We start from the raw sequence: 26696 nt of genomic DNA, 5'->3' as shown, positions 1-26696 counted from the left end.
TCACCTGCGCTGCGCTCATGCCCGCCGCCCCTGCTTTCCTATGCTCGCGCTCATCATGTCGAACAGGGTGCGTGACGCGGGCGGCATCGCGTGCTGATGCCGGCTGATCAAGCCCAGCGTGCGCTTGACGGCGGGATTGACGAGCGGCACGCCGACCACCGCGCCTTGCCGCTCCGGCAGAATCGACAGGCCCGGCACCGCCGCCACGCCCAAGCCCGACTCCACCAGCGCCAGGATGCCTGACACGTGGTTGATCTCGCACGAGATCCACGGGTGTTTTTCCACGCCGGCCAGCGCCGCATCGAGCACGCTGCGGTTGCCGCTCGACTTGGCCACCGAGATATAGCGTTCGTCGACCGTATCCTTCCAGCTCAGCTTCTTGCGCTTGGCCAGTCTGTGATCGGCCCGCATTGCCAGCACGTAGGTCTCGACGTAGATGGGCTGGAAATGGATCTCCGGATTTTCCGCGCCCGTAAAGCTGATGCCGAAATCCGCCTCGCCAGACAGCACGAGGTTGAGCACGTCCTGCGCGCTTTCGTCATGCACGCGCACGCGAATTTTCGGAAACTGCGCGCTGAAGCGCTTGAGCACGTCCGGCAGGAAATGCCACACGGCCGAGGGCACGCAGGCGAACGTCACCGTCCCCGTGCGGTGCGCGGCCAGGTCGGCCACTCCCAGCACGGCATCTTCCAGGCCGTTGAGCGCATCGCGCACGTTTACCAGGAACACCTGCCCGACGTTGGTCAGCTGCACGCGCCGTGTGGTGCGCTCGAACAGCTTGACCCCCAGCGCATCCTCGAGTTTTTCGATGCGGCGGCTGAGCGCCGGCTGCGACAGGAACAGGTCCGCCGCGGCCTGGCGAAAGCTGTTGCGCTCCGCCACGGCCACAAAAGCCTTCAAATCATGAAGCTCGTAATTGATGCGCTGCATGCATTAATCCCCGGAAAAATTGCAATTATCAAATTATGCCATTTCAACGATGATGGGGTCTGAATGCTGAGCCTCGCCAAGAAGGCCTGAACTGAAAAAGGAGACATGATGCGACACCATTCCACGTTCGCGCTTTTACCGGCGGCCGGCGGCGACGCTGCCGGCGTCACGGAAACACACCTCAACAACCGCCACGGCACGGGCTTGACACCCGGCCTCATGAAAAAATTTTAACATCAGGAGAACCATCATGCCTCAGCATATTCTGCTGCAAACCTCGCGCCCGCTGCTCGCGGCGCTGGTGCTGCTGGCCGCCGGCGCGGCCCATGCCGCCGACATCCGCGTGGTCAGCTCGGGCGGCTTCGCCCAGGCCTACAAAAACCTGGCGCCCGCCTACGAACGCGCCAGCGGCGACCAGTTGCTGTCCGAATGGGGTCCGTCGATGGGCACCACCAGGAATGCGATCCCGGCGCGCCTGGCGCGCGGCGAGCCGATCGACGTCGTCATCATGGTCGGCGACGCGCTCGACAAACTGATGCAGGAAGGCCGCCTCGTCCCCGGCAGCAAGGTGGTCCTGGCCAATTCGCCGATTGCCTGCGCCGTGCGCCACGGCGCGGCAAAGCCCGACATCAGCACCACCGAGGGCTTGCGCAGCGCTTTCCTGCAGGCGCACAAGGTGGCCTATTCGGACAGCGCCAGCGGCGAATACATCGAGAAGCAACTGATGAAGACACTGCACATCGCGGAGCAGATGCAGGGCAAGGCCGCCAAAATTCCCGCCACCCCCGTCGGCGAAATCATCGCGCATGGCGAGGCCGATTTCGGCTGCCAGCAGCGCAGCGAGCTGCTGCCGGTCCAAGGCATCGACATCGTCGGCCTGCTGCCGCCGGAAGTGCAGTTGATGACGCAATTTTCGGCGGCGCTGGTCCCGGGCGGCAAGGAGCCGGAAGCCGGCCGCGCCTTGCTGCGCTTCCTCGCTGCCCCTGCCAACGCCGGTGCGATCGAAGCGACCGGGCTGCAGCCGGCATCGGCACCAGCGACAGCAACGCACTAGCCGACGTCACTCATCTTTCATCGAGGTAAATCATGGCCATTCCATCGACCGCCGCACCCCTCGCCGAGCCGACAGCGCCGCGCGCACAGGCACGCCCTCCCTCGCGCATCGCCACCGTCATCCGGGTGACGAGCGGGAACTTCATCGAAATGTACGATTTTTTCCTGTTCGGCTTTTACGCGACGTATATTGCCAAGGCCTTCTTCCCCGCCACCAGCGAATACGCGGCCCTGATGATGACCTTCGCCACCTTCGGTGCGGGGTTTTTCATGCGGCCGCTGGGCGCCATCATCCTCGGCAGCTATATCGACCGCATCGGCCGCCGCAAGGGACTGGTGCTGACCCTGGCCATCATGGCTTCCGGCACGGCGCTGATCGCCTTCGTGCCCGGCTATGCGACCATCGGCTTGCTGGCGCCGTTCCTCGTGCTGATCGGGCGCTTGCTGCAAGGTTTCTCCGCCGGCGTGGAGCTGGGCGGCGTGTCGGTCTACCTGTCCGAGATGGCGACACCCGGCAACAAGGGCTATTACGTCAGCTGGCAATCGGCCAGCCAGCAGGTCGCCATCATCTTTTCCGCGGCGCTCGGCTACTATCTCAACGCAACCTTGAGCAAGGAATTCATCGCGGACTGGGGCTGGCGCATTCCGTTCTTCATCGGTTGCTCCATCATCCCCGTGGTGTTCTACATCCGCCGTTCGCTGCAGGAGACCGAGGCCTATCTGACGCGCAAGTCGCATCCGACGTTCCGGCAAATGCTCAAGACCATCAGCCTCAACTGGCCGCTGGTCGTCAGCGGCGCGATGCTGATCGTGCTGACGACGGTGGCGTTCTACCTGATCACCGTCTACACGCCGACCTTCGGCAAGAGCGTGCTCAAACTGAGCACCGAAGACAGCCTGCTCGTCACCTTGTGCATCGGCCTGTCGAACTTCCTCTGGCTGCCCGTCATGGGCGCGCTGTCCGACCGCATCGGGCGCTGGCCCATCATGGCCGCGTGCGCGGCGCTGACGATGCTGACCGCGTACCCGGCCCTGTCCTGGCTGGTCGCCCATCCCAGTTTCAATCACATGCTGATGGTCGAGCTGTGGCTGTCCTTCCTGTACGGCAGCTACAACGGCGCCACCATCGTCGCGCTGACGGAAATCATCCCGGCCAGCGTGCGGACCACGGGCTTTTCGCTGGCCTACAGCCTGGCCACCGCGCTGTTCGGCGGCCTGACGCCGCTGGTGTCGACCCTGCTGATCGAAAGCACCGGCGACAAGGCGGCGCCAGGCTACTGGATGGCGGGCGCCGGCGCCATCAGCCTGCTGGCGACGTGGCTGATCTATCGCGGCATCGTCAAGGAGCGCCATCCAGTTCCGGCCTGAACCAGTACGGCCTGGCCAGACGGCGCATTACGGCCAGGCTGGCCGGCGCATGTGGAACAGGCTGGCCGGCCCGATCTCGAAATAATCGGCCGGGCCGCCGCCGCGCAATATCGGCGCGGCGGCGGCCGTGTCGTACACGCCGTCGGCCAGCAGGTGGCGCGCGATGTGCACGCCCACCACTTCCCCCAGCACCAGCCAGCTGCCGACACCGTCGCCATTGACGCCTTGCAGCTCGATGATCTGCGTGCGCCGGCATTCGAAGGACACGGGGCTTTCGGCCACGCGCGGCACGTCCACGATGCGCGAGGCGGCCGGCGTCAGGCCGGCCAGCGCGAATTCGTCGACTTCGGGCGGCGCCGGCGCGCAACTGGCATTCATGGCCTCGGCCAGCGGACGGGTCGCCAGGTTCCACACGAATTCGCCCGTCTGTTCGATATTGCGCAAGGTATCCTTGCGGCCGATGCTGGAAAAGCCGATCAGCGGCGGATGGTAATTGAAGGCGTTGAAAAAGCTGTACGGCGCCAGATTGAGCACGCCCGCACTGCTGCGCGAGGCGATCCAGCCGATCGGACGCGGCCCCACGATGGCGTTAAAGGGATCGTGCGGCAAGCCGTGGCCCTGCGCAGGTTCATAAAAATGGATGGGGTCAAGCACACGCGTTCCTGAAGTCAAAGGAAGTCAACGGCGCCCGGGATGGAACGCCTGGAACGACAGCTTACTGGAATTGCTGCCACCGCGTTGCCAGCCCGCCGGCGCGCCGGGTGCGCTCGCGCACGCAGCGCGACAATTGTATGGCGCACGGCCCTTGGCCTCGCTTATGATGGGGCAACTCAACCCTTATCATTGCGCTATCGCCCATGCCTACCCTCACGCTGCACCAGAAAGTGTTCCTGCTCCTCTTGAGCATCGTCACCATCGGCTTCGGCTGGATATTGGCGCCGTATGCGGGCGCCATCTTCTGGGGCGTCATCCTGGCGATCCTGTTCGCGCCCGTGTACCGCTGGCTGCTGGCCAAAACCCGGGGCCGCGCCGGCATGGCGTCGCTGCTGACCTTGCTGTTGATCATCGTCATCGTGATCCTGCCGCTGTCGCTCATTTCCGTATCGCTCGTGAACCAGGCGGCCAGCGTCGTGGAAATGGTGCGTTCGGGCGAAATCACGGTCGCCATGTTCTTCAATAAAATCATGGCCGTGCTGCCGCAATGGCTGATCAACCTGCTCGAGCGCTTCAACCTGACCAGCCTGGCCAGCCTGCAGGACAAGCTGGCCGAGGGCGCCACGCAGGTAAGCCAGGTGGTGGCCGTCAAAGCCATCAATGTGGGCCTGTACACCTTCGAATTCCTCACCAGCCTGTGCATCATGCTGTACCTGCTGTTTTTCCTTATGCGCGATGGCTCGACCCTGTCGGCACGCATCAAGAACGCCGTGCCGCTGAGCCGCAAGTACAAGCAGCGCCTGTTCACCAATTTCACCACGGTGATCCGCGCCACGGTGAAAGGCAACATCCTCGTGGCGATCGCCCAGGGCGCCCTCGGCGGCCTGGCGTTCTGGTTCCTCGACGTGCCGGCGCCCCTGCTGTGGGCCGTGCTGATGGCCTTCCTGTCGCTGCTGCCGGCCGTCGGCGCCGCCCTCGTGTGGGCACCCGTGGCAGCCTACTTCCTGGCCACGGGCGCCATCTGGCAAGGCGCCGGCCTGGCCGCCTTCGGCGTCTTCGTCATCGGCCTGGTCGACAACGTGCTGCGCCCTATCCTGGTGGGCAAGGACACGAAGATGCCCGACTACGTGGTGCTGCTGTCGACCGTGGGCGGCATGGCCCTGTTTGGCCTGAACGGCTTTGTCATCGGCCCCGTGGTGGCGGCCCTGTTCATCGCCTCGTGGGACCTGTTCGTCTCGGCCAGCGAATTCCAGGCTGAGGATTAAAGCCTGGCACTGGGGGAGCGGGCAATGCCACGGCGCCGACATCAGCATGGCCCGGACCGCTTGCATTGATCCGGTGATTGCACTATCGTTGCTGCACGCGCGTGTTGCCAACCTTGCACAGGAGATCCCACCGTGTCGCTGATCCTCTACGGCCATCCCTTTTCCTCGTACACGCAAAAGGTGCTCATCGCCCTGTACGAAAACGCCATACCGTTCGATTTCCGCTGCCTGGCGCCGGACATGCCGCAGCACCTGCAGCAGTGGCTGGCGCGCTGGCCGCTGCGCAAGTTTCCGCTGCTGGTGGATGGGGAGCGCAACGTCGCCGAGACCAGCATCATCATCGAATACCTGCAACTGGCCCATCCCGGCCCGCTGCGCCTGCTGCCGGACGACGCCATGCAGGCGCTGGACGTGCGCTTTCTCGACCGCTATTTCGACCTGCACGTCATGACGCCCGTGCAGCATGCCGTCGGCGCCGCCCTGACGGGCGACCCGGCGAAGACCGAGGAAGGCCGCGTGTTTGCCGGCAACAAGCTGGACCTCGCCTACGCCTGGCTGGAAACCCGCCTGGCCGGCAAGACGTGGGCGACGGGCGAAGACTTTACCCTGGCCGACTGCGCCGCCGCTCCGTCGCTGTTCTATGCGGACTGGACGCAGCCGATTCCCGCCACGCTGCCCCTGCTGCGCGCCTACCGCGCGCGCCTGCTGGCCCGTCCATCGTTCGCCCGCGCGGTGGACGAGGCACGTCCGTACCGCCACCTCTTCCCCCTGGGTGCGCCGCAGCGCGACTGATCCTGTTCAGGCAAACACGGGGCGGAAAAAACTGCGCTCGTAGCTGACGATACAGCGCGTCTCCTCGGCATAGCGGAAGGCGGCCTGGCATTCGGCATCCTGCATCGAATCGCTGCGGTACTGCTCGTACAAGGCCAGGCTGGGGAACGAGAACATGGCCAGGGCCACGTTGCTGGCTCCTTCCGATGGCAAAAAGTAGCCGTGATGCTGGCCGCCGAAGCGCTCGACCAGCGGTATCCACAGCTTGCCGTAGGCTTCGAATTCCCGCAATTTGTACGGGTCGATGATGTAGCGCAAATAACAGGTGATCATGCGGTTTCCTTGTGTATGTTCAACTCCATCAGCATGCCGGATTCCCATGAGCCGATGGCGGACAATGGCGAGCCAGGCAAAAAGTCCAGCGCGCAGGGATACGTAAATTCTTCCTGCGCCAGGACGCAGAGCCCGGGCCAGCCATACAACAGCAGCTTGCCCTTGCCGATGCGTCCCAGCGCGCTGCCGTCGGGAAGCCAGCGCAAGGCGTCGCCCGTGCCGCCGCCCGCCTCCACAGGCACCGTGGCCAGCCGGCGGCCATCGGCAGCGCATATACCGACAGGACCTCCTCGCCGCCCGCGTGATGCAGTACGGCCAGGGACGCTCCGTCCGGCGATGGCGCGCACGACTTCAGTCCTGGCAGCGACAGCACCTTGCGCCCGCCGCCCGCCTGCAGGGGCCAGTCCCATACGCTGCAGTAGTCAGGCGGCTGCTCCTGCCCCTCGTCCACCGATTTGACGCCGTGCAGGACCAGCAAGCGCCGCCCGCCATCGATGGCGTAGACACCGCGCAGCATCTCGCCCGGGTGCTCCTGCATGAAGCGCACCTCGCCCGTCTGCGCGTCGCGCACCCGCAGGCGGCCATCCCAGCCGCCGTCGGCAAGATACTGCCCGCACGGCGACCACGCGGGGCCGCAGCCTTCGCCATCCTTTTTGTTCTGCAAGTTCACCAGCAACTGGCCCGCCTCGGCATCCACCACGGCCAGCTGGCCCGTCGTGCTCTTGATGGCCAGCCGGTTGCCGTCGGGCGAAAACGCCATGCCCGACATATGCGCGATGAATTTGCCGCGCCACAGTTTCTGGCGTGCCGCCACGTCCCACAGGACCAAGTCGCGCCCCAGCACGGCCAGGCGCGTGCCATCGGGCGAAAACCGCACGCCGTAGCTGCAGCCCAGCTTCAGGGGCATGCGCGTTAACGTCATGGGCGCGCCAGGCGGTACACCACGCTATCGATATCGTAATGGCGTTCCATGCCCACATACTGCATGCCCAGGCGCGTCATGACCTTGATCGAGGCGGCGTTGTCCGGGTGCGCCACGGCCACCACTTCCGGTGCGCCGACGACATCGAACGCATGCGCGACGATGGCGGCCGCCGCTTCGCTGGCGTAGCCCTGGCCCCAGCCCGTGCGGGCCAGGCGCCAGCCGATTTCATGCGGCTTGTTTTTGTCGCCATCGAGATGTTGCAGGCAGGCCATGCCCACCATCTCGCCATCATCGAGGCGTATCAGCGCCCACCACGAATAGCCCCACTCGGCCCAGCGGCCCGTGATGCGCGTGACAGCCGCGTGTGTGTTTTCTTCCGTCTCGGGCTGGCCCGCGTTCAGGTAGGTCATCACCTCGGGATCGGTGTTGAGCGTGCGCATGCGCTCGTAGTGGTTTTCTGTGATCGGTTCCAGGCGCAGGCGCGCCGTCGTCAATATGGTCATCGCATTTCCTTGGACGAAAAAAAAGACGATACACGATCGTCTTTTTTTTGCAAGCGCGCACGCAATTACTTGCCTGCTTCGCCCTTCTTGATCCACGCCGCCAACTGGTGCGGACGCAGGCCGTCGTAGTCTTCGAACGGCTGATGGATCCACGGATTGTGCGGCAGTTCGTCGAGGAAGTAATCGGGACGCACGACGGAGCAGCCCTTGAGCCAGATCACGGCCGATTTGACTTCGGTCACGTCAGGGAAGTTTTCCTTCAGGTGACGCGTGACCTTGTCCAGCGTGACGCCCGAATCGGCCAGGTCGTCGACCAGCAGGATGCGGCCGGCCAGCGGGCCCTTGGTCATGGTCATGTACTTGGCGATATCGAGGTCGCCGCGCACCGTGCCCGCGTCTTCGCGGTAGGAGCTGGTCGACAGGATGGCCAACGGCAAATCAAAGATGCGCGAGAACACGTCGCCAGGACGCACGCCGCCGCGCGCCAGGCACAATACCTGGTCGAATTTCCAGCCCGATTCGTAGACCTTGAGCGCCAGGCGCTCGATCAGGCGGTGGTACTCTTCCCAGTTGACCCAGAGATGTTGATCGTTCGATTGTGGGGTAGTCATGATAGTGAAATCTTATTATTAGCGTGATTAAAAAAATCCGCCTTGCGGCGGATTGTGTCCAGCAGCTTACTCGAATGGGTGGCGCAGCACGATCGTTTCTTCACGATCCGGACCGGTCGAAACCATGTCCACCGGTACGCCGACCAGTTCTTCGATGCGCTTGATGTAGGCGCGCGCCGTTGCAGGCAAGGCCGCCAGCGATTTCGCGCCGACCGTGCTTTCCGTCCAGCCCGGCATCTCTTCGTACACGGGTACGCAACGGGCGGCTTCTTCAGCGCCCGATGGGAAGATGTCCGTGGCCACGCCGTCGATGGTGTAGCCGGTGCACAGTTTCAGCGTTTCGATACCGTCGAGCACGTCCAGCTTGGTCAGGCACATGCCCGTCACGCCGTTGATCTGCACGGAGCGGCGCAGCAAGGCGGCGTCGAACCAGCCGCAGCGGCGGGCACGGCCCGTGACGGTGCCGAATTCATGGCCGACTTGCGCCAGATGGTGGCCAACGCCTGCATCCGTTGGCAGTTCCGACGGGAACGGGCCGGAGCCGACGCGCGTCGTGTAAGCCTTGGTGATGCCCATGATGTAGTGCAGCATGCCAGGACCGACGCCCGAACCAGCGGCGGCATTGCCGGCCACGCAGTTCGACGAAGTGACGAACGGATAGGTGCCGTGGTCGACGTCGAGCAGGGAACCCTGCGCGCCTTCGAACAGCAGATTCGCGCCGGCCTTGTGCGCCTTGTACAGCGCGCTCGACACGTCGGTGACCATCGGACGCAGACGCGGCACATAGGCCAGCGCGTCATCGAGGGTCTTCTGATAGTCGACTTTCGGCGCCTTCAGGTAGTTTTCCAGCACGAAGTTGTGGTAATCGAGGTTTTCGGCCAGCTTTTCGGCAAAGCGCTTCTCGTTGAGCAGGTCGGCGATACGGATCGCGCGGCGCGCCACTTTGTCTTCGTAGGCCGGGCCGATGCCCTTGCCGGTGGTGCCGATCTTCGCATCGCCACGCTTGGCTTCACGCGCCAGGTCGATCGCGGTGTGGTAAGGCAGGATCACGGGTGCCGCGTCCGACACTTTCAGGCGCGAGGCAACTTCGACGCCGACCGCTTCGAGCTTGTCGATTTCGCGCAGCACGTCCGGCACGGAAACGACCACGCCGTTACCGATGTAGCAGGCGACGCCTGGACGCATGATGCCCGACGGGATCAGCTGCAGTGCGGTTTTGACGCCGCCGATGACCAGCGTGTGGCCTGCATTGTGGCCGCCCTGGAAGCGCACCACGCCCTGGGCGTGATCGGTCAACCAATCGACGATCTTGCCTTTACCTTCATCGCCCCATTGGGTGCCGATGACAACAACGTTCTTTGCCATAATTTTCTTTGACATCACTCAACCTAAGTTTTTAAGAATCCAGCTACTACCATTATCGGCAAGTACCAGCACGCGATCGCACTCGAACTCGTCTTGTTCATTACTGTGACCCGGCATACTCTGGATCACGACCTCGCCCGCCTTGCGCAACTCGGCGATTTTTTCCTTCAATTCTGGCGCGCTGCCCCACGGCGCGCGGATCGAATGCTTCCGTTCCGCGGTCGGCAACAGGCGCGCCAGTTCGCGCAAATCGAGCGAGAAGCCGGTCGCGGGACGTGCCCGGCCGAACGCTTCGCCGACGTGGTCATAACGGCCGCCGCGCGCAACCGCGTTCGGCAAGCCTGGTACATACAGCGCAAACATCGCGCCGCTTTCATATTGGTAGCCGCGCAGGTCGGCCAGGTCGATCGCCACTTCGGCGCGGCCCAGCGCGGATCCTGCCAGCGCGGCCAGTTCGGCCAGCGCCTTGAGCACGCCCGGCAGCGGCGGCAGCACTTCGCGCGCACGCGCCAGCACGTCGATGTCGCCGTACAGGTTCGGCAAGGCCAGCAGCGCATCGCGCGTGACGGCATCGTAGGATGCGGTCAGGGCGCGCAGGCCCGGCGCATCTTTCGCGCGCAGCAAGGCGTACAGCGCAGCTTCGTCGCGCCCGGCGGCGGCGTCTTGCGCAATGATAGCGCGCAACAGGCCGACGTGCGACAGATCCAGGCGCACGCTGTCGAAACCGGCCAGTGCCAGCGAAGCGAGCGCCAGTTCCTGGATCTCGGCATCCGCTTCCAGGCCGGCGTGGCCATAGATTTCGGCGCCGATCTGCAGCGGTTCGCGGGTGGCGTGCAGGCCCGACGGACGGGTATGCAGCACGCTGCCGGCGTAGCACAGGCGGGTGACGGTGGCACGGTTGAGCAGGTGGGCGTCGATGCGCGCCACTTGCGTCGTCATGTCGGCGCGCAGGCCGAGCATGCGGCCCGACAGCTGGTCGACCAGTTTGAACGTGCGCAGGTCGGTATCCTTGCCAGCGCCGGTCATCAGCGATTCCAGATACTCGAGCAGCGGCGGCATGACCAGTTCATATCCGTACAGACGGAAATTATCCAGCATGAGGCGGCGCAGCTCTTCGATCTTGCGCGCTTCCGACGGCAGAACATCGGCAATATTTTCGGGCAAAAGCCAATTCGGCATGAGGGAGCGAGATACGGAAGAAAGTTGAAAAAATGCATCATGCGAGGCAGCGGCGGGCGCGCCAGGCAAGAGGCCGAACCTGATATTTTACGCGAAAACACGGGCCTTTAGGGATAAGTTGTCCGAAACGCTGCCGCACGGCCCTAAAAACACCGCATTTTACGCCTTCCCGCAACAACTAGACGGGCACAAAAAAACGGGGCCGGCATCGATGCCGGCCCCGCTGCTGCCGCCCCCGTCCTTGCGGCCGGGTGCAGTGCGATGCTGTCTTACTTCTTGGACGGAGCGGCCGTGCCGTTACCCTTGAAGTACTTGAAGAATTCCGAACTCGGATCGACCACCATCACGTCGCCCTTGTCCTTGAAGGTGGCGCGGTAGGCTTCCAGGCTGCGGTAAAACTTGTAGAACTCCGGATTCTTGCCAAACGCTTCCGCATACACCTGCGACGCCTTGGCATCGCCCTCGCCGCGGATCTTCTCGGCTTCGCGATACGCTTCGGCCAGGATCACCGTGCGCTGCTTGTCGGCGTCGGCGCGGATCTTCTCGGAGTCGGCCGAACCGGTGGAACGCAGTTCATTGGCCACGCGCACGCGCTCGGACTTCATGCGCTCGTACACGGAGTTGTTGATCTGCTCGACGTAATCGACGCGCTTCAGGCGCACGTCGACGATGCCTACGCCGATGGCCTCGGCCTCGGCCGCCACCTTGGCCTTGATCGCCTGCATCACCTTGCCACGCTCGCCCGAGATCACTTCGCGCACCGTGCGCTTGGTGATTTCATCGTTCAGCGCCGCCTTGACGATTTGCGACATGCGGTTGCGCGCACGGCTTTCATCGCCGCCGAAGCTGCGGAAATAGGTCTTTGGATTGACGATGCGCCACTTCACATACGCGTCGACGAGGATATTCTTCTTCTCGGCCGTGATGAAGCGTTCCGGTTCCGGCGTATCGAGCGTCAGGATACGCTTGTCCAGGTAGATGACGTTCTGGAAAGGCGGCGGCAGCTTGAAGTACAAGCCTGGCTTGCTGATCTCGTCCTTGACTTCACCGAGGGCGAAGACGATGGCGTATTTACGCTGATCGACGACGAACACGGTCGAGGAAAGGAGCATGATCGCGATAAAGCCCGCGATCAGGGCGGCAACGATACGGTTCATTAGCGGCTCTCCCGTTCACGCGAAGAGCGGCTGTCACGGCGCTGATTGACTTCTACTGTCGGCATGGCTTCCTGTGGCAAAACGGTGTTGGCTGCGGGTGTCGCGGCAGCACGGGCGGCGGCAGCGGCAGCATCGGTGGCAGCCGTCTGGGCGATCAACTTGTCGAGCGGCAGATACAGCAGATTGCTGCCCGTCTTGGCGTCAACCATGACCTTGCTGGCACTGCTGAACACTTGCTGCATCGTTTCCAGGTACATGCGGTCGCGCGTGACGGCCGGCGCCTTCTGGTACTCGACCAGCACCTGCTTGAAGCGCGACGCGTTACCTTCGGAGTTCTCGGTCACCATGGCCCGGTAGGCCTCTGCTTCCTGCACCAGGCGGAATGCTGCGCCGCGGGCTTTCGGAATGACGTCATTGGCGTAGGCCTGGCCTTCATTCTTCTGGCGTTCACGGTCCTGGCCTGCCTTGACGGCATCGTCGAAGGCGGCTTGCACCTGCTCCGGCGGCTGCACGGCCTGCATCGTCACGTTGTTAATCAACACGCCAGCCTTGTAATCTTCAAGAATCTGCTGCATCAATTTCTGCGTATCAAAAGCCACTTTTTCGCGGCCTTCATACAGCACGAAGTCCATCTTGCTGCGGCCAACCACTTCGCGGATCGCCGTCTCGGCGACCTGGCGCAAGGTGTCTTCCTGGTCGCGCAGGCTGAACAGCCATTCCACGGGATCTTTCAGGGTGTACTGCACCGCGAACTGGATGTCGATGATGTTTTCATCATCCGTCAGCATCAGCGACTCGCTGGCCTGCTTGTTGCGCAGCGAGGTGCGATACCCCACTTCCACCGTGCGCACCTGCGACACGTTGACGGTTTCATCGGTCTGGAACGGGTACGGCCAGCGCCAGTTGAGACCGGCCGGCGCCGTGCGCGTGTATTGGCCAAACGTCAGCACCACGCCGCTCTGGCCCTCTTGCACGATGAAGGCGCCGCTGGCGAGCCAGATGAAGACGGCGATCACGCCAACGACGCCGGCGGTGATGCCGGCGCCCTTCATGTCGGGGCGCGGGCCACCGCCGCCACCGTTGTTATTGCCGCCGTTGTCGGGACGGTTCTTCTGTCCGAAAAAGGCGTTCAGGCGCTGATTGAAATCGCGCCACAACTGATCGAGGTCCGGCGGACCTTCGCCGGGCTTTTTGCCTTCTTGGGCTTTCTTGCCGTCGTCCTTGCGATTGCCCCAGCGGGGATCGTTCAGGGACAACTTCAAGCCTGTTTTTTTGAGTAGGGAGACAAGCATAACTATCGTGTTCCGACTTGGGAGTGGGTGGAAATCCTATCGTCCTCGCCAGGCTCTTCGTCCTGGTCCGGGGCGGCGCCATCGTGCTGGTCGTACTGACCGTCAAACTGATCTTCCTGCGGTGCTTCGTCGTTCTGATACAGGTGGGCAGAACGGGGCGCCTTCCTGGCCATCTCGACGATCGCATCGCGCAGCAGGTCGAGCCCGCTGCCCTTCTGCGCACTGACGAACACGCGACTGATCGTAGCATATTCATCGCGTTCCACCGAAGGCTCCAGCCCGGCCGCATCGATCTTGTTCCACACGAGGATTTGCGGAATATGATCGGCGCCGATCTCTTTCAAGACCAGGTTGACCTGCTCGATCTGCTCCATGCGCACCGGCGACGCGGCGTCGACGACGTGCAGCAGCAGATCGGCATGGATGGTTTCTTCGAGCGTGGCGCGAAAGGCAGCCACCAGCTGGTGCGGCAATTCGCGTACGAAGCCGACCGTGTCGGAGATCACCACGTTGCCCACTTCCTGGCCCAGGTAAACCCGGCGCGAGGTGGTGTCGAGGGTGGCGAACAACTGGTCGGCGACATACACGCCGGCCTTGGTCACGGCATTGAACAGGGTCGACTTGCCGGCATTGGTATAACCGACGAGGGACACCGAGAATGTGTGATTGCGGCCGCGCGCGCGGCGCTGCGTTTCGCGCTGCTTGTGCAGTTTTTCCAGGCGCGCGCGCAGGGCCTTGACACGGTCGCCGATCAGCCGGCGGTCGGTCTCGAGCTGCGTCTCGCCGGGACCGCGCAAGCCGATACCGCCCTTTTGCCGTTCCAGGTGGGTCCAGCCGCGGATCAGGCGCGTAGCCAGATGCTGCAGCTGGGCCAGCTCGACTTGCAGCTTGCCCTCGTGGCTCTTGGCGCGCTGCGCGAAGATGTCGAGGATCAGGCTGGTACGGTCGAGCACGCGCACATTCAGGCGCTTTTCCAGATTGCGCTGCTGGGCGGGCGAGAGGGCGTGATTGAAGATGACGATTTCCAGGCCATCGTTGACGACGACGTCGCCAATTTCATCGGCCTTGCCGCTGCCGACGAAATACGCGGAATCGGGACTGGAACGCTTGGCCGTGATGGTGGAAATCGGGTCCGCACCAGCCGAACGCGACAACAGCATGAGTTCCTCCATGCTGGCGGCGAAGTCGCTGTGACCGAAGTCAACCCCGACTAGTGCCGCGCGCATGATGGCATCTGATGAGTTGCGGCGAACGCCGACGCCGATGCAAACGCATCAGCGCCGCTGGCGCGGACGGGGGCGATGGAGGGTGAAAGGCGCTGGGCCGTCAAGCTCAACGCTTTACTCCGCTTCAGATTCAATATTGAGATTGACGGCACGGGCCGGCACCACTGTCGAGATGGCATGCTTGTACACCATCTGTGTCACCGTATTGCGCAGCAATACGACATATTGATCGAACGATTCGATATGGCCCTGCAATTTAATGCCATTGACCAGGTAGATCGAGACAGGAACATGCTCTTTGCGTAATGCATTGAGGAATGGGTCTTGTAACAGTTGCCCTTTGTTGCTCATAACAGCTCCGTTGTTTATGTTGTTGTGTAAGAATTGGAGGCGACTCGCTTGATTTCAAGTGCTCTCACACCTTTCAAAGAAAGAAAGATGCGTCATAGCTACTGTAACCTGTTTTCGCGATCGCTGTCGCGCATGGCGCATTAACACTTTATTATTTCCGTGCAAATAACCATTGAATTGGCTGTCGGCGCCGCATTATCTCCGCGGCGCCTTAATATGCACTTAATCCAGCTGTTAACTCATTACTTGCTTGGCGTGCGTGCAAACGGGTTTTTACCCGTACGCAATTCGATGCGCAGCGGCGTACCGACCAGGGCAAACGTATCGCGGAAATGTTTTTCCAGATAACGCTTGTAGGGATCGCCAACGGCGTCGAGCGCATTGCCGTGAATAACGATCACAGGCGGGTTCATGCCGCCCTGGTGGGCATAGCGCAGCTTCGGACGGATCGAACCCTTGCGGCGCGGTTCCTGCTTCTCCACGGCTTCGATCAAGGCGCGCGTCAGCTTCGGCGTCGACAGGTCGCACATGGCGGCCGCATACGCGGCGTTGAGCGACTTCATCAATGGACCGATGTTGGTGCCCTTCAGCGCCGAAATGAAATGCATCTGCGCGAACGACAGGAAATCGAGCTTGCGGTCGATATCGATCTTGATTTCATCGCGCTGGTGCGATTGCAAGCCATCCCATTTATTCACGGCCACGACCAGTGCGCGGCCCGATTCCAGGATAAAACCGGCGATATGCGCGTCCTGCTCCGAAATATCCTGCTGCGCGTCGAGCATCAGCACGACCACGTTGGCTTCGGAAATCGACTGCAGGGTTTTCACCACCGAGAATTTCTCGATCGCTTCAAACACCTTGCCGCGGCGGCGGATACCGGCCGTGTCGATCAGGGTGTATTGCTGGCCATCGCGTTCGAACGGGATTTCGATCGAATCGCGCGTCGTGCCCGGCATGTCGAAGGCGATCACGCGCTCTTCGCCCAGCAGGGTGTTGATCAAGGTCGACTTGCCCACGTTCGGACGGCCGACGAGGGCGATCTTGATGCCGCGGTCGGTCTTTTCCAGCTCTTCAGGCTCATCCGGACGCTGCGCGAACGCCAGGTCCAGCATCACTTCGACGAGGTCGTTGACGCCGTCACCGTGCGCCGACGAGATCGCATACGGATCGCCCATGCCCAATTCATAGAATTCGGACACGACGGCCGTGTAGCGCATGCCTTCGCTTTTGTTGACCACCAGCAAGACCGGGCGACCGCTCTTGCGCAGGAAGTCGACGATGGTCTTGTCATGCGGGGTCAGGCCCTGACGGCCGTCCACGATGAACACCACCACGTCGGCCTCGGCCACGGCCTGCTTGGTCTGCAGTGCCATCTGGTGCATGATGCCTTCCTTGGCGACGGGTTCAAAACCACCCGTATCGATGACGAGGAAGGGACGTTCGCCGACACGGCCTTCGCCATAGTGACGATCGCGCGTCAACCCAGGCAAATCCGCCACCAGCGCATCGCGCGAGCGGGTCAGACGATTGAATAAAGTCGATTTCCCAACATTGGGTCGACCTACTAGTGCAATTACCGGCTTCATTGTATTACTCGACCGCGAGAGCGGTCACTGTCCCTGATTGGGTTTGAAAAATCAAATTCGAACCGGCAACGACGGGAGCCGAAACAATCGGGCTACCGTCGGTGCTGACACGACCTATTAATGCGCCATCTTCCCGTGACAGGAAGTGGATATAACCTTGATAGTCGCCGACGGCGACGCTGCGGCCGTAGGAGGCCGGCGTCGACAGGCGGCGGCGCCCCAGCGCCTCATTCTTCCAGGCGCTCTGGCCGGCTTCGCGGCTGAACGCCACCACGGCACCCTGGTCATCGGCAACAAACACGAAACGCTGGTCGACGGCCACGCCCACATCGGACGAAATCGGCTTGGTCCAGCGCGGCACGCCGGTGGCGGCGTCGAAGCAGCCCGCCTTGCCCTGATACGTGACGGCGCACACTTCGCCTTCGAACACCACCGGCGTGCCGGCGATGTCGGAGACGCGCTCCAGTTCGGTGGCGCCGCGCGGTTCGCTGACGACGATCTCCCAGCGTACCACACCGGTCGCTGCCGTCAGTGCCAGCAGCTTGCCGCCCGGCTGGGCCACGTAGATGTTCGCGCCGCCCAGCACCATGCCCGGCGCATTGCGCAAGGTCAATGCCGGCGTGGCGCGCTGCACCGTCCATTTGCGTTCGCCCGTCTTGGCGTCGAAGCCGACGATGCGGTTGTCCACGCTGCGCACCACGACCACGCCCTGCCCCACGACGGGCGCCGTCAATACTTCGCTGGACGCCTGCGCCTTCCACAGCTGCTTGCCATCGGCGTCAAACGCCAGCACGGCGCCCTTGGCGGCGCCCACGGCGACGACGGCGCCATCGCTGCCGGCGCCCGAGGTGATGTCGCTGCCGGCCTTGATGCGCCACGTTTCACGGCCGCTGGCCGCATCCAGGCGCGCCAGCGCGCCATCGGCACTGACCACGTACAGGCTGCTGCCGGCCAGCGCAGGCGTCAACGCGTACACGCCGGCCTTGCCGATCGAATATTTCCAGGCGTCGCGCACGGCAATGCTCGATTTTAACTCGACCAGCTTGGCCGGCTCGACTTTCGGATCTTTCGAGGCGAACGGGTTCCAGGACGAGCAACCGGCCATCAGGGCCAACAGACTTGCAGCTACCAGCTTTTCAGTGACACGCATAAGTGTTATCCAACCTTTTTCTTGTACTTGTAAGGGCAAGGCAGGCGGCGCACAACGCCGCGCGGCCGCACCACCATCAGTGTTCCTGTCAGGCGGCGGCCTTGTCAGCCTTGGCCTTGTCTTCCGGTACCGTGCCGCCGATCGCTTCCAGTTTGACCTGGATCAGTTGACGGCCTGGATTGTTCTTGTCCGTCGCGGCTATCGCGGCCAGGTAGGCCGTGCGGGCATCGGCCAGCTTGTTTTGCGCCACCAGGATGTCGCCCTTGCGGTCGGCCACGGCACCGGCAAATTGCGCCACGGTGGCCGTCGCCAGCACCTTCAGCGCTTCATCATAGGCTTTTTCGTCCAGCAGGACGCCGGCCAGACGCAGCTTGGCGATGGCCTTGTACTCTTCCGTACCGTGCTCGGCCACCCATTGCAGCTGGGTCTTGGCCGTTTTCAGGTCGTTCGCGTCGAACGCCACCTTGGCCGCGGCCAGGGCGCTCATCTGTGCATATGCCGTACCGCTGAAACGCGACTGCATGTCGCTGGTCGCGCGCATCACCTTGGCCGTGTCCTTGGCGGCGATGGCGTTTTGCAGTTCGTCGTACAGCTGGCCCGCTTGCGCGGCCTGCGTGCGCTGGTAGTACTGCCAGCCAGCCCAGCCGCTGTAGCCGGCCAGCGCCACGATCAGGACCCAGGAGGTCAGATTGCCATTGCGCTGCCACCAGGCCTTGAGGGTTGCCAGTTGTTCTTGTTCTTCGTGATCGTATGCCATGGGTCGTCAGTTTGAATGAGTAGTTGATCGAGGGTAGTACGGTCTTGCTGCAAATTAATGGTGGTGATGCACGTGGCCGCCCGGACCGTGGTCGTGGCCGCAATCGTGGTCGCCGATGATCTGGTCCACCACGTAATCGACGACATCGTCGAACGGCACCGTGCTCTGCTGCGCGCCCGCATCGGCTTCGCGCATGGCTTTCACCGTCGCGACGTTGTTGGCGATTTCATCGTCGCCCAGGATCACGGCAAACGCCGCGCCGCTGGCATCGGCCTTTTTCATTTGCGTCTTGAAGCTGCCGCCGCCGTTGCTCGCTGCGCAATGTAGCACAACGTCCAGGCCCGCATCGCGAATCCGCTCGGCCAGCACGAACGCTTGCAAGCCTGCCTGCTCGCCCTGGTGCACCAGGTAGACGTCGCACTGGGCCGGCGCTTCCGGTTCGGCCGCATCCTTCATCAGCAGCACCAGGCGTTCGACGCCCATGCCGAAACCGACGGCGGGCGTCGATTTGCCGCCAAACATTTCCACCATGCCGTCATAGCGGCCGCCGGCGCAGACCGTGCCTTGCGCGCCCAGCTTGTCGCTGACCCACTCGAACACCGTGCGGTTGTAGTAATCGAGGCCGCGCACCAGGCGTGGGTTGATGGTGAACGGGATATTGTTGTGGTTCAAGATCTTCTGCACGCCGTGGAAGTGCGCCAGCGATTCCTCGCCCAGGTAATCGAGCAGCTTCGGCGCGCCATTGACCAGGTCCTGCATGGCAGGGTTCTTGGTATCGAGGATGCGCAGCGGATTGCTGTGCAGGCGGCGCTTGGCTTCTTCGTCGAGCAGCTCGCTGTGGCTTTCCAGGTAGGCGATCAGGTCGGCGCGGTGGCGCAGGCGCTCGGCCGCGTCGCCGATCGAGTTCAGTTCCAGGCGGATGCCTTCCAGGCCCAGGTCATCCCACAGACGGCGCGACAGCATGATGATCTCGGCGTCGATATCCGGACCCGTGAAACCGATGGCTTCCACGCCGAACTGGTGGAACTGGCGGTAGCGGCCTTTCTGCGGACGCTCGTGACGGAACATCTGGCCCTTGTACCACAGGCGTTTCGGACCTTCGTAGACGAGGTTGTGCTCGACGACGGCGCGCACCACGCCGGCCGTGCCTTCCGGGCGCAGGGTCAGGTTGTCGCCGTTCATCGAATCGGTGAACGAATACATTTCCTTTTCCACGATATCGGTCACGGCGCCGATGGCGCGCGCGAACAATTTCGTCTCTTCCACGATCGGCGTGCGGATCTGCTGGAAACCGTAGCTTTGCAGAACGGACTGGGCCGTGTTTTCAAACAATTCCCACAGCGGGGCGTCGGCGGGCAGGATATCGTTCATGCCTTTGACGGCGGTGATTTTATCGAGCTTTTTATTTTCGGACATAGTGTTCTTCTTTGCTTTAACTTGATTGCCGGATTACGCGCGTAGCGCTAATCCGACCTACGCTGCTGCGCCGTAATGGCTTTTAACATAATTGAGGACGATGTCCTGGAATTCCTCGACGATGCGTTCGCCGCGCAGGGTGACGACCTTTTCGCCGTCGACAAACACGGGGGCGGCTGGCGACTCGCCCGTGCCGGGCAGGCTGATGCCGATGTTCGCATGCTTCGATTCGCCGGGACCGTTGACGATGCAACCCATGACGGCCACGTTCATCGCTTCCACGCCCGGATACGATTTCTTCCACTCCGGCATCTGCTCGCGCAGATACGTCTGGATGTTGTCGGCCAGTTCCTGGAAAGTGGTCGACGTCGTACGCCCGCAGCCGGGACAGGCGATCACCATGGGCGCGAACTTGCGCAAGCCCATGGTTTGCAAAATTTCCTGGCCGACGATCACTTCGCGCGTGCGGTCGCCGCCCGGTTCCGGCGTGAGCGAAATGCGGATAGTGTCGCCGATGCCCTCTTGCAGCAGCACGGCCAGGGCCGCCGTCGAAGCGACGATACCCTTGCTGCCCATGCCCGCTTCCGTCAAGCCCAGGTGCAGCGGATAGTCGCAGCGCTGCGCCAGTTCGCGGTACACGGCGATCAAATCCTGCACGCCCGAGACTTTGCACGACAGAATGATCTTGTCGCGGCCCAGGCCCAGTTCTTCCGCACGCACGGCGTTTTCAATCGCCGACGTCACCAAAGCCTCGTACATGACGGCTTGCGCCGGCCACGGTTCGGCGCGGCCCGCGTTTTCATCCATGATGCGCGCCAGCAAGGCTTGATCCAGGCTGCCCCAGTTCACGCCGATGCGCACCGGCTTGTCGTACTTGCACGCCGCTTCGATCATTTGCGCGAATTGCGTATCGCGCTTGGCGCCCTTGCCCACATTGCCCGGATTGATGCGGTACTTCGACAGCGCGCGCGCGCAATCGGGGTAGTCGTTAAGCAGGGTATGGCCGTTATAGTGGAAATCGCCCACCAGCGGCACGTCGATGTCCATCTTGTCGAGCTGCTCGCGGATGTAGGGCACGGCCGCGGCCGCTTCGGGACGGTCCACCGTCAGGCGCACCAGTTCCGACCCGGCACGCGCCAGTTCCTTGATCTGGATCGCCGTGCCGATGGCGTCGGCCGTATCCGTATTCGTCATCGACTGCACCACCACGGGGGCGTCGCCGCCCACCCAGATCTGGCGCTGGCCGTGCGCGATCAGCACCTTGCGGCTGTCGCGGCGGCCGGAAGGGCCGGAGCCGATCGCTGTTTTCGAGGTAGCCATAATATTATCTTCTGAGTTTGCTTGAACGATTACTGCAATTATTTGATGCTGACACGCGAGATCGTGCCACCGGCCACGGTCGGCAGCTCCAGCTTGGCGCCGCGCAAGGTTGCCTGCACAACACCCGGCTTGCCCACCACCAGAGTGGCCGGACCCGTGATATCGAACGTTTCCGTGCTGCCCGCCTTGACCATGCGCGAAATCAGCGGAGAAGCGCCGGGACGGCGGATCTCGACCCAGGAATCCTGCTCCACCTTCAGCACCAGCGCATTCGCGCCCACGGCAGGGGCAGCGGCAGCGGCGGGCGGCGTGACGGCAGCCGTCGCCGCTGTCGCCGGAGCTGGCACGGCGGCTGGCGGCACGGCGGCGGCCGGCGCCGAAGCGGCGGCAGCGGCAGGTGCGCCCGTCTGCGTATCGTTGCCTGGCGGCGGCGGCACGGAAATCAGGGGCACGGACGGCGTCTGCACGGGCGTCAAGTCCTGGCCCGGCTTGATCAGGGTCGTTTCCACCGGACCCACTTCCGCATGCGCGGTTTCCTTCCCGGCCTGCGCAGACAGCAGGCTGGCCGGCACGTAGCCGAGTTTATAGGCGCCAAAGGCGGCCGCCACGACGACGGCCACGGCGCCGGCGATCCAGATTGGCGTCTGGTTCGACGAACGCTGCGTCATCGACGGGAAGCGCGATTCCGAGAACGTGGCGGAAATCTCGCGCCGCGCGGGCGCAGCCGGGTCTTGCGCCGGCGCCGGATGGACTTCGATCATGGCCACCAGCGGCGCCGCGTCGAGACGCACCACCTTGGCGTAGGCGCGCACGAAACCGCGCACCACGGCCACGTTCGGCAAGGCCGCCATGTCGCCCTCTTCCAGCGCGATCACCTGGCGCGGCGCCAGCTTGAGCTGGTCGGCCACCTGCTCCACGGGCCAGCCCAGCGCTTCGCGCTGCGCCTTCAACTGTGCGCCTGCCAACGCAAGATTGCCCTGGGGCTGCTGCTGAGGCGTTTCTGCCCACTCTGAATTCATTGGTATCCCTGTCTCACTCATCAAACGCCCCATTTTGATAAGCAGCATATTCGGGGGAGCCGGAATGGTGGTTGCGCAAATGCGCCCCCAGGCCAGCTTCCGCACCCGCATCCCCGAGCTTATGCTGCACCTTGATCCCGAGCCACAGCACATCGGCCGTCTGGCTCTCCATTGTCGCTACTTTACCGAGCCGCTCAAGGTAACGAGCCGCTTGCCGGTAGTCTTGCTGTTGGTAATACACGCGCACCAGGCCGGCATACGTGATTGCCGCGCCAGGTGCGATGCGCTCCGCCTTGAGCCAGTAGTCAGCGGCGCGCGGGTAATCTTTCATGACCAGGCTGCACGCCGCCGCATTATGCAGCGCCAGTTCAGGCGTGCCATAGGCGGCATCTTGCAATGCGGCATCGAAATACGCCAGCGACTGCGCCGCGCGCCCGGTCTGGCACAGAAACAGGCCATAATTATTGCTCAACTCGGGATTGTGGGGCGCGAGGCGCAAAGCGTAAAGAAAATCTTTTTCAGCAGCCCCAGGTTGATGCATGGCAGCAAAAATCAGGGCGCGCATGCCGCGCACCTGGACGTTGTCCGGCACCAGCTGCACCGCCTGCTCTGCTTCGGCCAACGCCACCTCAAACTGGTCCTGCATATAATAGGCGCTGGCCAACTGCAAGCGCAAGGCGGCGCGCTGCTCGACAGATGCAGCTTGCTCCTTGTCTGCGGTGGAAGCACAGCCGACCAGCAGCACAGCCAGGCAAACAGCGGCCACAGCAAGCGAGCGTTGGTAAGCCATGCCTTCCCTCATCAGGAGCGGATCTCCACGATCTTGCCGAAATTGGCGCCAAATTTCTGTTGATACTCAGTCATCTTTTCCATGCGTTCCTGCACCCGGGTGCGGTCCTTGACTTCGCCGGCCAGCTGGCCGCAGGCCGCATCGATATCATCGCCGCGCGTCTTGCGCACGGTGGTGATGATGCCGCCATCCATCAGCACCTGGGCAAACGCCTTGATGCGCGGGTTTTTCGAGCGGAACAGGCCCGACTCGGGGAACGGGTTGAAGGGAATCAGGTTGAACTTGCAGTTCACGCCGAACTCGCGGTCTTGCACCAGCGCCAGCAGTTCGCGCGCGTGCTCGTCGCTGTCATTGACGCCGTCGAGCATGCAGTATTCGAAGGTGATGAAATCGCGCGGGGCGAATTCCAGGTAGCGCTTGCAGGCCGCCATCAATTCCTTCAGCGGGTATTTCTTGTTCAGTGGAATCAGCCCGTCGCGCAAGGCGTCGTTCGAGGCGTGCAACGAGACGGCCAAGGCCACCGGCACTTCCTGCGACAGCTTGTCCATCATCGGCACCACGCCCGACGTCGACAGGGTCACGCGGCGGCGCGACAAGCCGTAGGCGTTGTCGTCAAGCATCAATTTCAGGGCCGTGACGGTCGGCTCAAAGTTCAGCAGGGGCTCGCCCATGCCCATCATCACCACGTTGGTGATCTGACGCTCGCCTTTCGGGCCCGGTTCGATGCCCTTGGTGCGGCGCAATTCGAATTCCGCCATCCACAGCTGGCCGATGATTTCGCCGACGCTCAGGTTGCGGTTGAAGCCTTGCTTGCCCGTCGAGCAGAAACGGCAGTTCACGGCGCAGCCGGCCTGGGTCGAGATGCACAGGGTGCCGCGGTTTTCTTCCGGAATGAACACGGTTTCCACGGCATTGCCATTGCCTACGTCGACCAGCCACTTGCGCGTGCCGTCCGTTGACGTGTGGTCGCTGATGATGGCCGGGGCGCGCACTTCGGCGCGCGTAGCCAGCTTGTCGCGCAGCGACTTGGCCAGGTCCGTCATGGCGTCGAAGTCGGAAGCGCCGAACTGGTGTATCCAACGTTGCAATTGTTTCGCACGAAACGGTTTCTCTCCCAACTCGGCGCAGTAGGCGATGAGTTGCGCGGGATCGAGGTCCAGCAAGTTGGTGAGGGTCGTCGTATTCATGATCTTGTCTATTCTAAAATCCGTCCCCGCGCGCATCAGGGGCAAAGCACCACAGCGCAGCGGGAACAGGGGGTGATAAGTTATTTCACAGATAACGCCAGGAAATAACGTTATCTAAGGCAATTAAGCCTTCAGCTCTGGGAAGAAGTAAGCGATTTCCACTTTAGCAGCTTCGACAGCGTCGGAACCGTGTACGGCGTTAGCGTCGATCGAATCGGCGAAATCGGCGCGGATCGTGCCTTTTTCTGCTTTCTTCGGATCGGTCGCGCCCATCAGGTCACGGTGGGCCAGAACGGCGTTTTCGCCTTCCAGGGCCTGGATCATGACTGGACCGGAAACCATGAAGTCGACCAGATCCTTGAAGAAGCCGCGCTCTTTGTGCGCTGCGTAGAAGCCTTCAGCTTGTTCGCGCGACAGTTGGGTCATGCGTGCTGCAACGATTTTCAGGCCAGCGTTTTCAAAACGGGTGTAGATTTGACCGATTACGTTTTTTGCAACTGCGTCTGGTTTGATGATCGACAGGGTGCGTTCGATTGCCATGTGTGAAAACTCCAATAAAAGTAAGGTTTAAAACGGTAAATTGATAACTCAATCAACCTTTGATTTTACCATACTCCACCCCATATCACCCAGACAGGCAGGAGCATCTTGCCGCCCTGTCCCTGTTTAATGAAATCTTAAGCTGCTTTTTTGGCAAATTCCGGCCCCCATGCTATCCTTGGGTAAAGCAGTAATTTGAATTGACAACACGGAGGCACTATGAATCAGAACATGCAACGCACCTTTGACCTGTCGGGGGGCATGCAGCAAGTCCGCCACCAGGTCTTGCGCAACACTTACTGGCTGCTGGCACTGTCCATGATACCGACCGTGCTGGGCGCCTTCATCGGCGTGCAAATGCATTTGCCGATGCTGACCGGCGGCATGGGCTTCATCATCTTCATGGCCGTCGCATTCGGCTTCATGTACGCGATCGAGAAAACCAAGAACTCGGGCCTCGGCGTCGCCGTCCTGCTGGGCTTTACCTTCTTCATGGGCCTGATGCTCACGCCCATCCTGACGCGCACGCTCGGCTACTCGAACGGTGGCATGCTGATCATGACGGCATTCGGCGGCACGGCCACCATCCTGGCCGTGATGGCGACGATCGCCACGGTGTCGAAGCGCGATTTCTCGGCGATGGGCAAATGGCTGTTCGCCGGCGTGATCGTGCTGATCCTCGCATCGGTGGCGAACATCTTCCTGGGCCTGTCGGCACTGTCGATCGTGATCTCCATGGTCGCCATCGCCATCTTCTCGGCCTACATCCTGTATGACGTGCAGCAAATCATCAACGGCGGCGAGACCAACTACATCTCGGCCACCCTGCGCATCTACCTGGACGTGTACAACATCTTCACCAGCCTGCTCTCCCTTCTGGGCTTCGCTGGCAGCAGCCGCGACTAAGCGCTAACGCAAAAATGCCCAGGGCGGCGTTGCAGTGCCTCGCCGTACCAGTCGTACTGTCTTCGGCACCGCGCCTTGCCCTGAACGTTTTATGCGCTGCGCTTATGCGCCAGGACATGAAAACAAAAGCCGACCCGCGGGTCGGCTTTTTTACGTCCGTTCAAATTACTTGATCTTCTCCGCCACCTCGAGCAAGCAGGCGCGGGCGCGGTCCAGGGTCGGGTTGTCGCGCTGGGCCGCATACACGGCGTAGGCGGAATGCGAGAATTCGGGCGCGTCGCGCACGCGGTACAGCAAGCCCCCATCGAGATACGGCTGCGCGCTGCCGATACGAAAGTAGCTGGCGCCGCCCACTTCCAGCAGGTACACGAGGGCCAGCGGGCCCAGCGAGATCGACACGGGCGGGCTGCTCAGTTCAGGATACGCCGCCTGGTGGTTCGCCGCGAAGCTGGGTCCCCAGTCGACGTACACATAGGTATCGGCCTGCATCTGCCCGTCGGCGCGCGTGGTCACCATCACCAGCTTTTCCTCGGCCAGCAATTCGCTGGCCAGACCCGGGCGCTGCGGCGGGTTGTACAGCACGGCGAGGTCCAGCGAGCCGTCGTGCACGGCGTCGAGCAGGCGCGCGGGACTGTCGACTTCAGCGCGCAAGGCGATTTCGGGACAATCGCGGCTCATGCGTATCAGCCAGTCGCCGAGCAGCGGCTGCCACAGGCTCAGTTCGCAGCCGATGCTGACGGCGTCGTCGCGCCCCGGCGGCAAGGCCACCTGGTGGCGCGCCCGCTCCCACACCTGCACCATGGTGGCCGCATGGCGCATGAAGCGCTCGCCGGCCGGCGTCAGGCGCGCGCCCGCCTTGTTGCGCACGAACAGCTGGCGCCCCAGCTGCTGCTCCAGGGTGCGGATGCGGGCGCTGACGGCCGTCTGCGTCACGTGCATGCGCTCGGCCGCCATGATGAAGCTGCCGCAGGAAGCCACTTCGAGGAAGGTACGCGCCTGATTGATATCCATCAAGCCATCATATCAGCTGACGCGCATC

Annotated in this window: 28 protein-coding genes; 6 read left to right on the top strand and 22 right to left on the bottom strand. The window is 62.6% G+C overall.

Annotation, left to right across the window (positions count from 1 at the left end; genetic code table 11):
• Window positions 1–15: 15 nt before the first annotated feature.
• The gene (locus tag IGS60_RS13935) at window positions 16–930 is read right to left on the bottom strand and encodes a LysR family transcriptional regulator (protein WP_230505018.1); all 915 of its coding nucleotides are present in this window, start codon (window positions 928–930) and stop codon (window positions 16–18) included.
• A gap of 105 nt (window positions 931–1035) precedes the next feature.
• Between IGS60_RS13935 and IGS60_RS28350 the strand changes: the two genes are divergently transcribed.
• From IGS60_RS28350 to IGS60_RS13925, 3 genes are read left to right on the top strand one after another with little or no spacing between them, the layout of a single operon-like run.
• The gene (locus tag IGS60_RS28350; RefSeq protein ID WP_268994084.1) at window positions 1036–1164 is read left to right on the top strand and encodes a hypothetical protein; all 129 of its coding nucleotides are present in this window, start codon (window positions 1036–1038) and stop codon (window positions 1162–1164) included.
• A gap of 16 nt (window positions 1165–1180) precedes the next feature.
• Window positions 1181–1984, top strand: a complete 804-nt coding sequence (locus tag IGS60_RS13930; protein ID WP_230505016.1) for a substrate-binding domain-containing protein — start codon at window positions 1181–1183, stop codon at window positions 1982–1984.
• Between the two features lie 32 nt (window positions 1985–2016).
• Window positions 2017–3351: an MFS transporter gene (locus IGS60_RS13925; protein ID WP_230505014.1), complete on the top strand. Its 1335-nt coding sequence runs from the start codon at window positions 2017–2019 to the stop codon at window positions 3349–3351.
• 27 nt (window positions 3352–3378) lie between these two features.
• Here IGS60_RS13925 and IGS60_RS13920 read toward each other — a convergent pair whose 3' ends face one another.
• Window positions 3379–4005: a flavin reductase family protein gene (locus tag IGS60_RS13920; protein ID WP_070221929.1), complete on the bottom strand. Its 627-nt coding sequence runs from the start codon at window positions 4003–4005 to the stop codon at window positions 3379–3381.
• 203 nt (window positions 4006–4208) lie between these two features.
• Here IGS60_RS13920 and IGS60_RS13915 point away from each other — a divergent pair, with 203 nt between their 5' ends.
• Together IGS60_RS13915 and IGS60_RS13910 are read left to right on the top strand one after the other, a co-directional pair.
• Window positions 4209–5270, top strand: a complete 1062-nt coding sequence (locus IGS60_RS13915) for an AI-2E family transporter (protein WP_230505013.1) — start codon at window positions 4209–4211, stop codon at window positions 5268–5270.
• Between the two features lie 132 nt (window positions 5271–5402).
• Complete coding sequence (locus IGS60_RS13910) at window positions 5403–6062, top strand: glutathione S-transferase family protein (protein WP_070292229.1); 660 nt, start codon at window positions 5403–5405, stop codon at window positions 6060–6062.
• 6 nt (window positions 6063–6068) lie between these two features.
• Here IGS60_RS13910 and IGS60_RS13905 read toward each other — a convergent pair whose 3' ends face one another.
• The 19 genes from IGS60_RS13905 to ndk form a co-directional block, all read right to left on the bottom strand.
• Window positions 6069–6374 carry an NIPSNAP family protein gene (locus IGS60_RS13905; RefSeq protein WP_034752016.1) on the bottom strand — a complete coding sequence of 102 codons (306 nt, stop codon included), beginning with the start codon at window positions 6372–6374 and terminating at the stop codon, window positions 6069–6071.
• A 28-nt stretch (window positions 6375–6402) separates the two neighbouring features.
• Complete coding sequence (locus IGS60_RS13900; RefSeq protein WP_230505011.1) at window positions 6403–7296, bottom strand: WD40 repeat domain-containing protein; 894 nt, start codon at window positions 7294–7296, stop codon at window positions 6403–6405.
• The gene (locus IGS60_RS13895) at window positions 7293–7802 is read right to left on the bottom strand and encodes a GNAT family N-acetyltransferase (protein WP_230505008.1); all 510 of its coding nucleotides are present in this window, start codon (window positions 7800–7802) and stop codon (window positions 7293–7295) included. The genes IGS60_RS13900 and IGS60_RS13895 overlap by 4 nt, the downstream gene beginning before the upstream one ends.
• A 65-nt stretch (window positions 7803–7867) precedes the next feature.
• Window positions 7868–8413: a phosphoribosyltransferase gene (locus IGS60_RS13890; RefSeq protein ID WP_034752020.1), complete on the bottom strand. Its 546-nt coding sequence runs from the start codon at window positions 8411–8413 to the stop codon at window positions 7868–7870.
• 66 nt (window positions 8414–8479) lie between these two features.
• A complete protein-coding gene (locus IGS60_RS13885) occupies window positions 8480–9793 on the bottom strand; it encodes an adenylosuccinate synthase (protein ID WP_034752021.1) in 1314 nt (437 codons plus the stop codon).
• 3 nt (window positions 9794–9796) lie between these two features.
• The gene (locus tag IGS60_RS13880; protein WP_070310467.1) at window positions 9797–10957 is read right to left on the bottom strand and encodes an ATP phosphoribosyltransferase regulatory subunit; all 1161 of its coding nucleotides are present in this window, start codon (window positions 10955–10957) and stop codon (window positions 9797–9799) included.
• Window positions 10958–11226: 269 nt separating this feature from the next.
• Complete coding sequence (gene hflC, locus IGS60_RS13875) at window positions 11227–12114, bottom strand: protease modulator HflC (protein ID WP_070221917.1); 888 nt, start codon at window positions 12112–12114, stop codon at window positions 11227–11229.
• A complete protein-coding gene (hflK, locus tag IGS60_RS13870) occupies window positions 12114–13406 on the bottom strand; it encodes an FtsH protease activity modulator HflK (protein WP_070221916.1) in 1293 nt (430 codons plus the stop codon). Before hflK ends, hflC begins: the two co-directional genes overlap by 1 nt.
• Before the next feature lie 2 nt (window positions 13407–13408).
• Window positions 13409–14632 carry a GTPase HflX gene (hflX, locus tag IGS60_RS13865; RefSeq protein ID WP_046685708.1) on the bottom strand — a complete coding sequence of 408 codons (1224 nt, stop codon included), beginning with the start codon at window positions 14630–14632 and terminating at the stop codon, window positions 13409–13411.
• A gap of 114 nt (window positions 14633–14746) precedes the next feature.
• Window positions 14747–14983 (bottom strand): RNA chaperone Hfq, encoded by a 237-nt coding sequence (hfq, locus tag IGS60_RS13860; RefSeq protein WP_008450615.1) that lies wholly within the window; start codon window positions 14981–14983, stop codon window positions 14747–14749.
• 242 nt (window positions 14984–15225) lie between these two features.
• Window positions 15226–16572: a ribosome biogenesis GTPase Der gene (gene der, locus IGS60_RS13855; RefSeq protein ID WP_070221915.1), complete on the bottom strand. Its 1347-nt coding sequence runs from the start codon at window positions 16570–16572 to the stop codon at window positions 15226–15228.
• A gap of 4 nt (window positions 16573–16576) precedes the next feature.
• Window positions 16577–17722, bottom strand: coding sequence for an outer membrane protein assembly factor BamB (gene bamB / locus IGS60_RS13850; RefSeq protein WP_230505006.1), 1146 nt, complete (start codon window positions 17720–17722; stop codon window positions 16577–16579).
• 88 nt (window positions 17723–17810) lie between these two features.
• Window positions 17811–18479, bottom strand: a complete 669-nt coding sequence (locus tag IGS60_RS13845; protein WP_070221913.1) for a tetratricopeptide repeat protein — start codon at window positions 18477–18479, stop codon at window positions 17811–17813.
• 54 nt (window positions 18480–18533) lie between these two features.
• On the bottom strand, window positions 18534–19895 hold the full coding sequence (gene hisS, locus IGS60_RS13840; RefSeq protein WP_070221912.1) for a histidine--tRNA ligase: 1362 nt from the start codon (window positions 19893–19895) through the stop codon (window positions 18534–18536).
• 57 nt (window positions 19896–19952) lie between these two features.
• The gene (ispG, locus tag IGS60_RS13835; protein WP_070221911.1) at window positions 19953–21215 is read right to left on the bottom strand and encodes a flavodoxin-dependent (E)-4-hydroxy-3-methylbut-2-enyl-diphosphate synthase; all 1263 of its coding nucleotides are present in this window, start codon (window positions 21213–21215) and stop codon (window positions 19953–19955) included.
• A 38-nt stretch (window positions 21216–21253) separates the two neighbouring features.
• The gene (locus tag IGS60_RS13830; protein WP_306798489.1) at window positions 21254–22180 is read right to left on the bottom strand and encodes a helix-turn-helix domain-containing protein; all 927 of its coding nucleotides are present in this window, start codon (window positions 22178–22180) and stop codon (window positions 21254–21256) included.
• 67 nt (window positions 22181–22247) lie between these two features.
• Window positions 22248–23024 (bottom strand): type IV pilus biogenesis/stability protein PilW, encoded by a 777-nt coding sequence (gene pilW, locus IGS60_RS13825; RefSeq protein WP_230505002.1) that lies wholly within the window; start codon window positions 23022–23024, stop codon window positions 22248–22250.
• An 11-nt stretch (window positions 23025–23035) separates the two neighbouring features.
• Window positions 23036–24211, bottom strand: coding sequence for a 23S rRNA (adenine(2503)-C(2))-methyltransferase RlmN (gene rlmN / locus IGS60_RS13820; protein ID WP_034752035.1), 1176 nt, complete (start codon window positions 24209–24211; stop codon window positions 23036–23038).
• A 123-nt stretch (window positions 24212–24334) separates the two neighbouring features.
• Window positions 24335–24751 (bottom strand): nucleoside-diphosphate kinase, encoded by a 417-nt coding sequence (gene ndk, locus IGS60_RS13815; RefSeq protein ID WP_070223377.1) that lies wholly within the window; start codon window positions 24749–24751, stop codon window positions 24335–24337.
• A gap of 219 nt (window positions 24752–24970) precedes the next feature.
• Here ndk and IGS60_RS13810 point away from each other — a divergent pair, with 219 nt between their 5' ends.
• Window positions 24971–25657 (top strand): Bax inhibitor-1/YccA family protein, encoded by a 687-nt coding sequence (locus IGS60_RS13810; protein ID WP_230505000.1) that lies wholly within the window; start codon window positions 24971–24973, stop codon window positions 25655–25657.
• A gap of 165 nt (window positions 25658–25822) precedes the next feature.
• Here the strand turns inward: IGS60_RS13810 and IGS60_RS13805 are convergent, their stop codons facing one another.
• On the bottom strand, window positions 25823–26668 hold the full coding sequence (locus tag IGS60_RS13805; protein WP_070310026.1) for a LysR family transcriptional regulator: 846 nt from the start codon (window positions 26666–26668) through the stop codon (window positions 25823–25825).
• Window positions 26669–26696: the final 28 nt, after the last annotated feature.

This window comes from Janthinobacterium sp. FW305-128 (genome assembly GCF_020858135.1).
Taxonomy (GTDB): Bacteria; Pseudomonadota; Gammaproteobacteria; order Burkholderiales; family Burkholderiaceae_D; genus Janthinobacterium.
This window is presented reverse-complemented; position numbering and strand designations above follow the sequence as displayed.